Origin of the sequence: Streptococcus sp. FDAARGOS_256 (assembly GCF_002289235.2) — a bacterium.
Classification (GTDB): Bacteria; Bacillota; Bacilli; order Lactobacillales; family Streptococcaceae; genus Streptococcus.
Genome location: NZ_NTGM02000001.1, coordinates 1,095,504 through 1,110,697 on the forward strand (window position 1 = coordinate 1,095,504; position 15,194 = coordinate 1,110,697).

Below are 15,194 nucleotides of genomic sequence, written 5' to 3' on the forward strand. Positions count from 1 at the left end.
GTTTGGTTTCCCAAGCGGATGTTTTCTTTGTTTTATTTTGCGACACTCTTAGCAAGGACAAAGTTCCCAAGTGTGGCAGAACCATTACCTGCGACTGCTGGAGTCACGATATAGTCACGCACGTCTGGTACTGGTAGGTAACCATTTAGAAGAGCAGTGAATTTCTCACGTACACGGTCCAGCATGTGTTGTTGGGCCATAACCCCACCACCAAAGACGATCACATCTGGACGGAACGTCACGGTAGCATTGACCGCAGCCTGAGCGATATAGTAGGCTTGGACGTCCCAGACAGAACTGTTGAATTCGATGTTTTCACCACGAATACCTGTACGAGCTTCAAGACTTGGACCAGCCGCAAAGCCTTCCAAACAGCCCTTGTGGAAAGGACAGACGCCGTTAAATTCTTTTTCCTCGTCCATTGGGTGTTTAGCCACATAGTAGTGACCCATCTCAGGGTGACCGACACCACCGATAAACTCACCACGTTGGATAACACCTGCACCGATCCCTGTACCGATCGTGTAGTAAACCAAGTTTTCGATACGGCCACCAGCATTGTTACGAGCAACCACTTCACCATAGGCAGAGCTATTTACGTCGGTTGTGAAATACATGGGTACGTTGAGGGCACGACGAAGGGCACCAAGTAGGTCTACATTTGCCCAGTGAGGTTTTGGAGTCGTTGTGATAAAGCCATAGGTTTTTGAGTTTTTATCGATATCAATCGGACCAAAGGAACCGATGGCAAGGCCTGCAAGATTATCGAATTTTGAAAAGAATTCGATGGTTTTATCGATGGTCTCGATAGGAGTTGTTGTAGGAAATTGTGTTTTTTCTACAACATTAAAATTTTCATCTCCGACAGCACAGACAAATTTTGTACCGCCCGCTTCTAAGCTTCCATATAATTTTGTCATGATAAACCTCTTATCTTTGTTTTCTCTATTATAGCACATTTTAAAGGGCTAGATTTCTCAATATTTTAGATTTTCCTCTGTAAATCTTACCATCCAAGTAAAAACGAACAAACATAATATTTGTTCGTTTTGTTTTTAAATCTGATTTTCGAAGAGGACTAGGCTTTCACTTCGATGATTGCGTCACCCTTAGCAACTGATCCAGAAGCAACTGGATTTACTGAAGCAAAGTCTGCAGTGTTTGTTACGATAACCATAGTTGTGTTATCAAGACCTGCAGCAGCAATCTTAGCTGAGTCAAATGTTCCAAGAACATCTCCAGCTTTAACCTTGTCACCTTGGGCAACTTTATGGTTGAAGCCTTCACCGTTCATTGAAACAGTGTCGATACCAACGTGAATTAAGATTTCAGCACCGTTAGCTGTTCTCAATCCATAAGCATGGCCAGTTGGGAAGACGATTGTTACTTCAGCATCAGCTGGTGCATAAACAACATCTTGGCTAGGTTTCACGGCGATACCTTGTCCCATAGCTCCACTTGAGAATACTGGGTCATTCACATTTGAAAGAGCAACAACGTCACCAACGATTGGTGTTTGGATAACACCTTCGCTAGGTGAAACCACAGTACCAGTTACTGCTTCTTCTGTTAAACGGTCAGTTTCAGCTTCAGAAATTGCTCCTGAAACTTCTTCTACTTCATCTTCGTAACCAAACATGTAAGTAAGAGCAAAACCAAGTACAAATGATACAGCTACCATAAGAAGGTATTGTAGAAGTTGTCCGTTACCAATGTAAAGCATTGTACCAGGGATGACTGTGATACCATTACCAGTACCAGCAAGTCCAAGGATAGATGCCAATCCACCACCGATTGCACCAGCAATCAATGAAAGGAAGAATGGTTTACGGAAACGCAAGTTAACCCCGAAGATAGCAGGCTCAGTAATACCTAGGAAGGCAGAAAGAGCAGCTGGGAAAGCAAGTGTTTTAAGTTTAGGATTTTTAGTTTTCACACCAACGGCTACTGTCGCAGCCCCTTGAGCTGTCATCGCTGCAGTGATGATGGCGTTGAATGGGTTAGCATGGTCAGCAGCAAGCAATTGAACTTCAAGCAAGTTGAAGATGTGATGAACACCTGATACGACGATTAATTGGTGAACTCCACCAATCAAGAAACCACCAAGTCCGAATGGCAAGTTAAGAATAGCTTTTGTTCCAATGAGGATGTAACTTTCAACAACGTGGAAGACTGGTCCGATAACAAACAATCCAAGGATTGACATTACAAGGAGTGTTACGAACGGTGTTACCAAGAGGTCAAGTACATCTGGAACAACTTTACGAACAGCTTTTTCAAATTTAGCTCCGACAACCCCGATGATGAAGGCTGGAAGAACTGAACCTTGCAAACCTACAACTGGGATAAATCCGAAGAACTGCATTGCAGTTACTTCACCACCAGAAGCAACAGCCCAGGCATTTGGAAGTGAGTCAGATACGAGCATCATACCAAGGACGATACCAACGGCTGGGTTACCACCGAATACGCGGAAGGTTGACCATACAACCAAACCTGGCAAGATGATGAAGGCTGTATCTGTGAGGATTTGGCTGTAAATGGTAACATCTTCTGGAAGTGTGATTCCAAGAGCGTTCAAGAGACCACGAAGACCCATGAAGAGACCTGTCGCTACGATAACTGGAATGATTGGTACAAAGACGTCACCGAAAGTACGGATAGCACGTTGGAACCAGTTTCCTTGTTTAGCAGCTTCTGCTTTCATATCTTCTTTAGAAGATGTTGGTAAACCAAGTGCAACCACTTCGTCGTACATCTTGTTTACTGTACCAGTCCCAAAGATGATTTGGTATTGGCCTGAGTTAAAGAAAGCCCCTTGAACTTTATCCAAGTTCTCAATCACTTCCTTCTTGATTTTTCCTTCATCTTTGACCATGACACGTAGACGAGTCGCGCAGTGGGCTACACTGTTGACATTTTCACGTCCACCAAGGGCTTCGATGACCTTTTTTGCAATATCCTGATTGTTCATTTGCAAAAATCTCCTTATATAAAATTTTGTAAAGTGTTTGAAAGCGATTTTATCCGCCCTACGACTATTATTTTATCATGTTTCTAAAATATGTCAAGCGTTTTGCAGGATTTTTTATTTCCTTTCTTTTTTCTCTGATTATTTTTGCTCGTTTTTGATGGAAATTCTCTTTTTCCTCAAAAAAATATCTTTAACCTTGAGGAATCAAGGTTTTTATTTACATTTTCTTTCATTTTTTCGTGAAAATTTGTTAGATTTCCTTTGCTTGATTTATGGCAACCGTTTGACATATTTTTCTTTTTTTTAACATAAAAGACTTGCTTTTTTTGCCGAAAACGTTTACTATTAATAATAGAATAGAACTCTTATGGAGGAAAGATAAAATGGAATGGACAACTGAGCGCCGTTATAGACGCTATGAAGACTGGTCTAATGATGAGATCAAGCAAATCAAGGAAAAGATGGCACAATCTCCATGGCATACTCATTACCATGTCGAGCCTAAAATGGGGCTTCTCAATGACCCAAATGGCTTTTCCTATTTTGATGGCAAATGGATTCTCTTTTACCAAAACTTCCCCTTCGGTGCAGCCCATGGGTTGAAGTCTTGGGTGCAGCTTGAAAGTGATGATTTAGTTCACTTTACAGAAACTGGAGTCAAAGTTTTGCCAGATACTCCATTAGATAGCCACGGTGCCTACTCTGGTTCTGCCATGCAGTTTGGCGATCAGTTGTTCCTATTTTATACTGGAAATGTCCGTGATGAAAACTGGATCCGTCACCCTTACCAGATTGGGGCTTTGATGGACAAGGATGGCAAGATTACAAAGATTGATAAGATCTTGATTGACCAGCCATCAGACTCTACAGACCACTTCCGCGATCCGCAAATTTTTAACTTCAAGGGTCAATATTATGCTATCGTCGGTGGACAGGACTTGGAGAAAAAAGGCTTCGTCCGTCTCTACAAGGCTGTGGACAATGACTACACAAACTGGCAAGCAGTTGGCGACCTTAACTTTGCTAACGACCGCACTGCCTACATGATGGAATGTCCAAATCTAGTCTTTGTAGGCGAACAACCTGTTCTTCTCTACTGCCCACAAGGATTGGATAAAGGTGTTCTAGATTATGATAATATCTATCCAAACATGTACAAAATCGGAGCATCCTTTGATCCTGAAAATGCCAAAATGGTAGATGTGTCTCCATTGCAAAATCTAGACTATGGTTTTGAAGCCTATGCGACTCAAGCCTTCAACGCTCCGGATGGACGTACATTGGCAGTAAGCTGGCTTGGGTTACCAGATGTTTCTTACCCATCTGACCGTTTTGACCACCAAGGAACCTTCTCATTAGTCAAAGAACTCACTATCAAAGATGGCAAACTCTACCAATATCCGGTCGCAGCCGTCAAAGAACTTCGTTCTTCTGAAGAGGCCTTCTCAAATCGTACTCAAACCAATAACACCTATGAACTCGAGCTCAACTTGGAGGCCAATAGCCAAAGCGAGATTGTCTTGCTCGCTGATAAAGAAGGCAAGGGGCTTTCCATCCACTTTGACCTTGTCAATGGACAGGTGACAGTGGATCGTAGTCAGGCTGGTGAACAGTACGCCCAAGAATTTGGTACTACTCGTTCTTGCCCTATCGATAACCAAGCTACTACTGCCACTATCTTCATCGATAAGTCAGTCTTTGAAATTTTCATCAATAAAGGAGAAAAAGTATTTTCTGGTCGTGTCTTCCCACATGCAGACCAAAATGGTATCCTGATCAAGTCTGGAAACCCAACTGGAACTTACTATGAATTAGATTATGGTCGCAAAACTAACTGATGTCGCAAAACTTGCAGGCGTCAGCCCCACTACCGTCTCACGGGTCATCAATAAAAAGGGGTATCTATCTGAGAAAACCATTCAAAAGGTTAATGAAGCCATGCGAGAATTGGGCTACAAGCCCAATAATCTGGCTCGAAGTCTCCAAGGAAAATCTGCCAAGTTGATTGGACTTATTTTTCCAAACATCAGTCATGTCTTTTATGCGGAGTTGATTGACAAGTTGGAACACCAACTCTTCAAGAATGGCTACAAGACCATCATCTGTAACAGCGAACATGACTCTGAAAAAGAACGGGAGTACATTGAAATGCTGGAGGCCAATCAGGTCGATGGTATCATTTCTGGAAGTCACAACTTGGGAATCGAAGACTACAATCGTGTGACAGCGCCAATCATTTCCTTTGACCGAAACTTGTCTCCAGACATCCCTGTCGTCTCCTCCGATAACTACGGTGGCGGAGTCCTAGCAGCCCAAACCTTGGTCAAGACTGGAGCTCAGTCTATCATCATGATTACAGGAAATGATAACTCGAATTCACCGACTGGACTGCGCCATGCTGGATTTGCCTCTGTTCTCCCGAAAGCGCCTATTATCAATGTTTCGAGTGACTTTTCTCCCGTCCGAAAAGAAATGGAAATCAAGAATATCTTGACCCATCAGAAACCAGATGCGATTTTTGCTTCGGATGATTTGACAGCTATTCTGGTGATCAAAATTGCTCAGGAACTGGGAATTTCTGTTCCTGAAGAGCTCAAGGTCATCGGCTATGATGGGACTTACTTTATCGAGAACTACTATCCTCATTTGACAACGATTAAGCAACCTATGAAAGAGATTGCCCACCTCACTGTTGATCTTCTCTTGCAGAAGATTGAAGGTAAGGAAGTTGCGACAACTGGTTACTTCTTACCAGTCACCCTATTACCAGGAAAAAGTATCTAATACTCTTCGAAAATCTCTTCAAACCACGTCAGCGTCGCCTTACCGTACTCAAGTACAGCTTACGGCTAGCTTCCTAGTTTGCTTTTTGATTTTCATTGCCTATAAGCACAAGAAAACTCAGACGAATTCGTCTGAGTTTTTTATGATCTTAAGTTTTCGAGATAGCGTTGAGCTGTCTCTAAGTTAAAGGTTTTATCTGCGATCAAGTGCTCGACCAGTGGAGCAACTTCCGACTCACTAGCACCAGCTAGGAGAGCTAGGGATTTGGCAGAAGGATTTTAGTCTCGTTTTTCCAATCAAAAAATGTTGAACATTTAGTTCTGAAACACTCTAAGGCAACAGATACAAGACAAATTTTCTTATACTCTTCTACAAGTTTTTTACCCAACTGATGTTATTGTTACCAAATGTCTCCATGATGACTTCATTCGATTCACTTGTCTTCTCCTTTGTTATGTAAGATATCTTCATTTACACAGAATATGCTTTTTTCCTATAATAAAACACTCCTATCTCTAATTTATCAGTTTTCAATAGGGATATTTTTCTTATATCTCATTTTATGTAGTCAATCTCCTACGTATGCGCGAAAAACGTTTTAAAAGCTTGGTCTGTGTGAAGTTCGCCAGGATCACCCCCGCGTGTGCGGGAAAAACTTGCTATTGTGGCAGAAGTAACGGCACATTACAGGAACACCCCCGCGTGTGCGAGAAAAACAGCAAGAGAACCACTAGCACCCTCTAAAGTGAAGGATCACACCCGCGTGTGCGGGAAAAACCGTCCAATCTGGATTGTTTTAGAGAAAATACCAGGATCACCCCCGCGTGTGCGGGAAAAACAAACCGTCGTCCGCCCTCGAATTTCGTAGCATGGGATCACCCCCGCGTGTGCGGGAAAAACAAGGTCACTTTGCGTTCAAATGTTGCTGCACCGGGATCACCCCCGCGTGTGCGGGAAAAACTCATACGGATAAGGCATCGATACGATATCACCGGGATCACCCCCGCGTGTGCGGGAAAAACATAAGGGTCAGCTGCTCAGATGCTACCTCTTTGGGATCACACCCGCGTGTGCGGGAAAAACTCTTTTCTCTGAACCTAAGAACCAATCTTGCCAGGATCACCCCCGCGTGTGCGGGAAAAACCTTTGGTAACATTCAATGGTTTAGGTTCGTCAGGGATCACCCCCGCGTGTGCGGGAAAAACGTTTAGGAAGTCCTGGTTGATAACGTAAGACCAGGATCACCCCCGCGTGTGCGGGAAAAACTATGGATTGCCAACCATGAAAGTTATCAATTCCGGGATCACCCCCGCGTGTGCGGGAAAAACGGGCGGACAATGGCGGAGCCGTCCGCTTGGTCAGGATCACCCCCGCGTGTGCGGGAAAAACATGCTAATAAGATGGGGACATCGATGGAGAGCAGGATCACCCCCGCGTGTGCGGGAAAAACCAATATACCTTGTTAAAGTTGGGGTTAGACTGAGGATCACCCCCGCGTGTGCGGGAAAAACTTACACTCTGATACTAGAAAAGTACCATCATCAGGATCACCCCCGCGTGTGCGGGAAAAACGTGGTACAGAATACGTCGCTGAAAAAGATTTGGGGATCACCCCCGCGTGTGCGGGAAAAACTGTTCTACGTAAATAAAGCTGACACGATCACTTATTTTAGGAAGTTCTCGCAGAGATGTTTTCTTCGTTCCACTTTTTTTTACCATGATTCGTTTCCCAATGGAATAACGGTCATTAAACCAAAACCGTATGCTTTTTTCTTTCCCATTCCTTCAGTCAAAAGCTTCTTAAAAAGATCTGCATCACTAACTGTTAAGACCCCTTCATAAACAACCTTTATCAATCGGATAGGTTTAACAGCTTTTTTAAACACCTCATAACCACGTTCAACGATTGAAAAATCTTCTTTTATCAGTGAGAATCCATTTTTGTCAGAGCGTTCTACTAGATAATTCATCTGATGTTCACTCGTAATATGAGGTTTTACAATACCTCTTTTAAGATTATCTGGTGATACTAAGGAAATAACTGGATTAAGCACCACTCGAAATTTCATTCGGCTACCAGTATAGATGTTATCTAAAAATTGTTGATAATCCTTGGTTTGAGCACTACCAGCAACCCCATATTTTTCTAATCCTTGTAAATCAGGTTTATTTTTACTAACAATAATCAGGTAATCTTTATCTTGGATACGATCTATACGCCATAATTTTCTTGTTCGAATAGATTGTTCCATTTCTTCTGGAAAACTCTCTTCTACCCAAGCATGATATGCGCCTATATGTGTTAAGCGCCTAATTTTTCGGCGATTGGTCCGATCAATTTCTACTCTTGAGATATACATACCATCAATCTCCTATACTCTTAAAAACATCATGTGCCGTATTTTTATCTCGAAACGAATTCCGAACTTGAACCAGTTCTCTAGTTTCATACCTATAGCCAAATCTTCTCCCCTTTTGTGAAAAAGACTTGACAACATCTTGTCTCAATTGATAAATACCTCTATCGGTTAAATGTCTATCAGAATAGATTTCTAAAGTTACGGCATCCATAAACTTTCTCTTCATAAACCATGGTGAAGCTTGCCATTCAAGAGTTCTCAAACTTTCAACTGCTCCAATCTCAGTTTCACCTAAGATAAAATCTGCAGTCAACGGCAGAGCCCTTCTTCCCATAAATGGTTGGAAATAGGGATTTCTCAAAGCTTGTAAAATCATTTCCAAAAACTGCTCATTATTATGAGAAAGAGCCACTACAAAAACAGCATCTTCTAAATAATAACGATTTGTGACATAATTTCGTTCAAACTTTCCTTTTTCTGTATACTTCTGTGCAATATGAAAATCTCTGAGTAAATTTCCTTGTTGATCCACTCGAACTGCAAAATCCAGCTCGTTTAAACGAACAATTTTTTCATCATCGTCTCGACGATATCCTAGACTTGAAGCAATCAACCCAATAACAGAACTCTTAGAAGGATAAAAATCCGTATGTCTTGTTTCGAAATGTGAACTTGTCCCCCAAGATTGCAAAGGACCAGCAAATTTCAACAAAATAGTCTTCATGCCATTCACCTATTTTTTGAGGAATTGTTCTAAGGTTTCCGAAAAATCTTTTAATAATTCTGAAACTGAATATTTTTCCTCACCAATTTGTTTTAAACTCTCATTTTCATCCAAAGTCACATAGAAAGTCAAAAGTGGTTTATTCACGAATTTTTCAACTCTTGTATACTCTTTAGACAGTTTTTCAATAGATTTCGCCACATAACCATCTGTTGATTTAACTGGTTCTTCAAAAGCACTGACAAGATTAACAGGACGATCATCACGCAAAGAAACGATTAGAGCCTGCGGTAAAGTTTGATTGGCAAAAGTATTCACTTTTCCTGTCGGGAGGGAATTTGCAAATGCTTCGATGAATAAATTCAAACTGTTCTTTAAGGATTTCTCATCCTCTAGTTGTTTTGATAATTCATGAATCGCAACATTGGCATAACGATAGAGCGTAGAAGAGTTAAATTCGATGGTTCCCAGCATACCTGCACCTGCATTATCCTCTGGAGCTAAATCATCAATAGCAGTAAAGAAATCAAATTCAGTTTGTACAGCATGTGTTGAAATAGCATGAGCAACTTGAGAGGAAGCATCCTCGTTTAGAACTGGATCTTCAGCTACCATTCGACCGAACATAGCAACATCAATGGCTGGATTTGAGTTAGCTAGTTTTTGAAGTTCCTTTTTATCAGTCAGATTTTCATAGGCTGCTTGAGCTAATTTCTCAGCTTGTCTATCCCCCATAAAGTAAAGTGCCTTGACTTTACCTTTTTTCTTAATTCCAGTAGCTATCAAGACTGTATCTGCTTTGGTTAGTGCATCTTCAAAACTGATAGAATTATCTAGTTCTACAATTTTACCCGCAACATACCTTACAATGTCTTTTGTTCGGACACCGACATTTGACTGTTCTCCATAAGTATTAAAATAGTCTCTTATAGCTCTCTTCCAAGCTTGAGAACTCACGCGCGATCTTTTTACGCCACCGTACTGAGCAGTCTTTGGGCTACCTGTATCATCTCTATTCATATTTGAAGGTGGCAAGGTTTGTATAGCATGAATATCTAAAAATAAGCGTTGGTTAGTTGTCATTGTGTTTTTCTCCTTTGATTTGTTTATAATATGATCTTGCCCAATTTAGGCGAAGATTTTCTTGTACATTTTTTAAAAACCAATACAAGTCTTCAGCTAACTTAGCATAATCAACCTTTGTAGCAGGAGACTTTGTTTTGAGCAACATCATCATGTGGCGTAAATGGTAGATCAACTCTTCAAAAGTTGATGATGTAATCATAACATTGAACCTTCTGTCAATGGCTGTCGTGTCATCTCCTTTTCGAAGTTGACTAAGAGCAGAACCGATATTTTGATAAGTATCGGGCTCATCTAACATCACACTGGTTGAAGTTCCTTGTTGATGTAAGGCGTAAAATTGGATAGCTGTATAAATCGCTAACTCCTCATAGCTAGGCTGCTGGTATGAATTGACGAACTCCTCTGGTAAATGCTCAAATAAAATCGGCCAGATATCTGTTGCATCGCTCAAGGGTTTACCCAACGTTTTTCTAATTTTGGCCAGTGCAGCTTTACTCAATGGTGACTCCAACTCATAACTCAATTGTCTAATAATTCTTTTTGTGACAGAACCAACTGTCTGTTTGGATTGTTCCAACACACACACCTCCTATTTTAATTGTTGATGAAGCAAATATTCAAATGAATTATAGGCAGTTGCAATATTTTTTATTCGACCATCTTTTTCAATGCCGAGGTAGTCCCTAGTTCCTCCGTGACCTAAGATGCTCTTTGCTTCAGCTTTAACCATTTTTTTCAGCAAATCTCTCCATTCTTTGATTTTAGGATCCTTTTCATCATCTGGTAGGATACTGGATAACCATTCTCGAAAAGGGTGATCGATTTTGAAATAGAGCATTTCAACCATCTGATTAGTATAATTGTTGTTTGAGATATTCCTAATTTCTTTTAGATCCTCTATATAGCGTTTATATACTTTGGAAATGACAGTTTTTGTTTCTTCCACCACCTCATTAATACGTGGCACCCAACCACTCTCATTAAAATCCGCCAAAACTAAATCATTGATAAGTATAGAGTCAATAACTTCATCAGTTGGAAGCCATGAAGTAGCATTTCCATCGTCCTGCATACTAATGGAAATAATATTAAATAATCTATTTCCTATTATGTCACCTATATCTCCTAGCCAATCAATAATTCCCGGTTTTCTAAAGTGCCCTGTTCTATCTTCTACTGCTAGCAAACCAAATGACCGCCACAACGATTGATTCAAGAGATGTTTCCTAGGAGTATAGCTATCTTTATTTTCTCCTGTAGTATTATATTTCCATGTTGTCATCGGCTCTAAAAAATTGTCCCGATGATTGATTTCGGGTAATTTTACAATCTCAAAAGAGAAAGGCTTATTTAAATCATATTCTGGATCAATATAAATCCCTCTGCTCCAAATCGTATACAGATTAGCTAAATCTGTACATTCACTACCAAACAAATAGCGATTAATATTATCAGAACTAGCAAATTCCCAACAGGGACATTGAATACTTTCTAAATTACCATGATCATAGAATGGCAAGATACAATTTAGTAACAGCGTTTCAAATAAAGAAGTTCCCTGTATAAAAACTGCCCCGATATCAAACAACCAGCCCTTTGACACTTTATATTTTTCTTTTCCAAAAATAACTTTATCGGATAATCCTGAGTACCCTTGAAAAGTTAAAAGCCATCGTGTAACTTCGGAAGCAGTCAGTTGTTCTTTATTTTTACTATTCTTTGGGGAAAATAAGGCTAACTTATTCTCACTCTCTGAAATCGTTCTATTGATATTTTTCCCAGAGATACTGCTTGCTTTTGCTTTACTAATTTTGTCTGCTACAATATCCTCTTTTCTAACTTGAAAAAATGGATATTCCTTATCAAATAAGTAGAAGCGATCCCGCCATTTTTCTAGGTAATGACTAACAATGTCTGGGAACTTACCACTTTCCCAAAGATCTATCCATGTATCATATAAATCATCCTGATAGTCAGCAATATCAGATTCTTCCACAGGCTCAATTTGTTTAAACCGCTCATCTACTGCCAGATACTCATAGACATTACCATCTGCATCAAAGCGTGAAAAGACAGTATGTAACACAGCCAGCAAAACTCGCAGCACAGCAAAATCTTGCGTTTTTGTATCTCCTGCTAAATCTTTGTACTGATGAGCATTTATAAATAATTCCTGCAAGGAAACTTCTTTTGTTGTTCCTTTTTCATCATAAACGACAGAAATCCAGGGTTCATCTAGTAAATTAAATCGACTCATTCTTATTTAACCTCTCCGTTGTAATCCCATATTTTTTATCATATAAGAGTTTAAACCCATTGAGAATAAACTCATTGTTTTCATCAAAAATAATCCCGAGAGCTCCTTTTAACCATGATGAATTTCGCCATTGACTTAAATAGCTGTTGTTATACCTTTCAAGCTCTTCAATAGTTTGATCGATATTATAGCCCTTGGATAAACTCATAGGAAGTCGTAAAGTATTTTGTGCTACTTTTTTAGCGACCAAAGGATTATCAATATTCTGAGATATATCTTGATTTTCAATAAATAAGCTATAGCCATCAGACATTTTTTTTAAAGCAATCACTTCAATTGTATCTTCAACATCACGAACCTGAGCATTAGATTTTTCTTCACTATCGTTTGGATGCAGGTTCTTCAACCAACCAATCAGACTATTGTTTCTATGTCTCGATATTTTTAAGACAGGATCATTGATACGGTATGTTCTTGCCTTTGTTTCCTTATTCTTAATCGTGACATCATGCTCCGTCTTAGCATCTAAATATTTTTGCTGAAATTCCTGACTTGAAAACTCAATTGTAAAATCTGGACTATAAACTTTCTGGACTAATGGTGAAATATCATCTGGTAATCTCATGATATCTGGTAAAAAGTGCTGAGTTCTGGCTAACAGATAATCACCATAAACAAAACTACTTCCTTCTTCAAAATCCAACTCTTGGGAAGTTCCTAAAACGTAAAACCTAGCTATTTTATGCTTTTGAGGTCGGTCTATTTGATGTCGATGAAGTCGTCCAATACGTTGTATTAGCAAGTCCATAGGTGCCAGATCACTTATCATCACATCGAAATCAATATCCAAGGATTGCTCAATCACCTGAGTTCCAATGATAACTTTCTTATGTGGACGGTCTACATTTTTTCCGATTTGTTGTAATAATTCTTTCTCTTTTTGGATTCTTTCGGTCGCAATAAAACTGGAATGAAGTAATTCCACCATATCATCTCCAAAAATTTCCGAAAAGTTTCTTGCCAACTCTTGGGATCTTCTCACTGTATTGACAATGATTCCAACTACTCCACCGCCCTCAAGGGCATCTTTAACAGTTCCCAATAACTGCTCTTCTTGTAAACGAATGATGTGAATGTCTTTTATGTTTTGCTTATTGAATGTTGTAAGTTGATAAATCTCTGAGCCATCATTATAAGTGATTAAAGGATAAACGTCTGTCTTTAATTGGTCCGTATTTTCAATATCTCGCCATTTGATTCCCATCCCAGACATATAGCTTTTAAGAATATTTTCTCTTTGTTGAGAAGGTAATGTCGCTGACAAAATGACTACTGGAACACCATAGGCTCCCATCCATTTTATCGCCTCCATCAAATATTGACTCATATAAGCATCATAGGCGTGAACTTCATCAATAATAACAACCTTTTTACTAAAACCTAGATGACGCAAAGCTAAATGTTTTTGTTTCAATGCTAACATTAAGAACTGATCAACAGTCCCCACTACAAAATCATCTAAAGCCGAAGTCTTTCTCCCAGAAAACCATTCATTAATGATAACGCTACCATTTTCTACATCGTCAAAATTAAATGTATTAGCTTTAAGTTTTAAAAAATCTTCGTTTAGAGCTGCTTTCCCGTGTACCAACTGAATAGATAGTATGTCTTCAGAATCATCTTTTAAACTTTCAACCCATTTTTCAATACGATTAAAAATCCCATTCGATGTCGCCTGAGTTGGTAAACCAAAAAAAAGACCGCTTCTTCCCGTCTTAGTAGCTAACTGCTCTGCTGTAATCAATGAAGCTTCTGTCTTCCCTAACCCCATTGGTGCTTCTAGAACTACAATCCCAGGTTTAGATATTTGAGTAATAACATGAGATAAGGTTGATTGAACATTATTAGGTTCAAATCCAAATCTTTCCTTATAAAGACTATCTGGTTTTGAGATATATTTAGGTTGCCACAAACTAGTTTTTTTCCACCTTTCAAACCCATCTTGAAGGCGTCTTAACTTATCTACCTCCTCTTTTTCATTGACACTTAATAAAGGAAAGTAGTACTCATTACTAGCAATCCAGTCAGCCATAATCAGCAATCCTGATAAGATAACTTGAGCAGGCTGTTTAATTCTAGGAAGCTCTCTCACAGAGTCAAACCCCAACTCATCTAAAGCACAGTTGAAGATTTCTTTTTGAACCAAATCCCAATTCTTATGGATAGCACTCTCCTTACTTTCATTTTGAAAATAGTTTGAAAGATAGCTCCCTTGATTTTTTACATCCTCAATCGTATCAATCGGTCGTCCATGGTGTCCACCAATAATAGTCGAAATATCCTCTTGAACACCATAACTAGATAGCAAATATTGACCTGCAAGGCTGTGATGACTCTTTTTTGGTGATGATAGTTGAAGTGAACTAATTTTAGTAAATCCTGACTGCTCCAATTTTTCTAATAGTTGAATATCCAAATCATCTGAATTTGCAAATCCTCTTTGAGTTTGAAAGGCTGGAGTTGCTTTCCCGATATCATGAACAGCAGCTAAAAATTGTGCAAGTCGTTTCCCTAAACCGCCATCATGTGTTACTGAATCCAGAGAATCCTCAATCAGTTTTTTTTGCCCCTCACTTAACCAATGCTCCCAGAGAAGTCCAATTATATTTTTTGTATCTTCTAGATGCTGAGACAAGGGTAACCAAAAAAATCTACCATTTTCTTCCTTTTTCTTAGCCCAAAGAGTATCGGACTTTTTCTTAGACATGCTTCATCCCCTCTTCATCCCATTTTATATATTTCCATTTTATACCTAAAAGTTTTAAAATACAACAACAAACATGGAAGGGGTTACAAAAACATGCTGTTTTCTAAAGTAGTGTAAACATAAGAATGGGAAAATCCTTTTTAGAGGAGTTTTAAAACATTACTAGAATGATCTTTATTACTATAAAACCATTCACCATAGAATTGCTTCACTTCCATACCCTAAAGTAAGAAATGGATGAT

Annotated in this window: 10 protein-coding genes and 1 CRISPR repeat array; of the genes, 2 read left to right on the forward strand and 8 right to left on the reverse strand. The window is 39.4% G+C overall.

The window, feature by feature from the left end; all coding sequences use genetic code 11:
* Positions 1-32: 32 nt before the first annotated feature.
* Entirely contained in the window at positions 33-920 is an 888-nt protein-coding gene (gene scrK, locus A6J84_RS05595) for a fructokinase ScrK (protein WP_095726211.1), read from the reverse strand.
* A 158-nt stretch (positions 921-1,078) separates the two neighbouring features.
* Entirely contained in the window at positions 1,079-2,974 is a 1,896-nt protein-coding gene (locus A6J84_RS05600) for a sucrose-specific PTS transporter subunit IIBC (protein ID WP_049484303.1), read from the reverse strand.
* 383 nt (positions 2,975-3,357) lie between these two features.
* Between A6J84_RS05600 and A6J84_RS05605 the strand changes: the two genes are divergently transcribed.
* Together A6J84_RS05605 and A6J84_RS05610 are read left to right on the forward strand one after the other, a co-directional pair.
* Complete coding sequence (locus A6J84_RS05605) at positions 3,358-4,812, forward strand: sucrose-6-phosphate hydrolase (RefSeq protein WP_095726212.1); 1,455 nt, start codon at positions 3,358-3,360, stop codon at positions 4,810-4,812.
* On the forward strand, positions 4,793-5,758 hold the full coding sequence (locus tag A6J84_RS05610) for a LacI family DNA-binding transcriptional regulator (protein ID WP_033606002.1): 966 nt from the start codon (positions 4,793-4,795) through the stop codon (positions 5,756-5,758). Before A6J84_RS05605 ends, A6J84_RS05610 begins: the two co-directional genes overlap by 20 nt.
* 628 nt (positions 5,759-6,386) lie before the next feature.
* Positions 6,387-7,391: direct repeats of the CRISPR family, unit length 28 nt; unit sequence GGATCACCCCCGCGTGTGCGGGAAAAAC.
* A 79-nt stretch (positions 7,392-7,470) separates the two neighbouring features.
* Here the strand turns inward: A6J84_RS05610 and cas6e are convergent.
* From cas6e to A6J84_RS05645, 6 genes are read right to left on the reverse strand one after another with little or no spacing between them, the layout of a single operon-like run.
* Entirely contained in the window at positions 7,471-8,118 is a 648-nt protein-coding gene (gene cas6e / locus A6J84_RS05620) for a type I-E CRISPR-associated protein Cas6/Cse3/CasE (protein ID WP_000275970.1), read from the reverse strand.
* A 4-nt stretch (positions 8,119-8,122) separates the two neighbouring features.
* Positions 8,123-8,842 (reverse strand): type I-E CRISPR-associated protein Cas5/CasD, encoded by a 720-nt coding sequence (cas5e, locus tag A6J84_RS05625; RefSeq protein ID WP_000849181.1) that lies wholly within the window; start codon positions 8,840-8,842, stop codon positions 8,123-8,125.
* A 9-nt stretch (positions 8,843-8,851) separates the two neighbouring features.
* Complete coding sequence (cas7e, locus tag A6J84_RS05630) at positions 8,852-9,925, reverse strand: type I-E CRISPR-associated protein Cas7/Cse4/CasC (protein ID WP_000210568.1); 1,074 nt, start codon at positions 9,923-9,925, stop codon at positions 8,852-8,854.
* Positions 9,915-10,508, reverse strand: a complete 594-nt coding sequence (gene casB / locus A6J84_RS05635; RefSeq protein ID WP_000893380.1) for a type I-E CRISPR-associated protein Cse2/CasB — start codon at positions 10,506-10,508, stop codon at positions 9,915-9,917. Before casB ends, cas7e begins: the two co-directional genes overlap by 11 nt.
* A gap of 9 nt (positions 10,509-10,517) precedes the next feature.
* A complete protein-coding gene (locus A6J84_RS05640) occupies positions 10,518-12,185 on the reverse strand; it encodes a type I-E CRISPR-associated protein Cse1/CasA (protein ID WP_049477894.1) in 1,668 nt (555 codons plus the stop codon).
* Positions 12,172-14,952 carry a CRISPR-associated helicase/endonuclease Cas3 gene (locus A6J84_RS05645; RefSeq protein ID WP_095726213.1) on the reverse strand — a complete coding sequence of 927 codons (2,781 nt, stop codon included), beginning with the start codon at positions 14,950-14,952 and terminating at the stop codon, positions 12,172-12,174. Before A6J84_RS05645 ends, A6J84_RS05640 begins: the two co-directional genes overlap by 14 nt.
* Positions 14,953-15,194 lie beyond the last annotated feature (242 nt).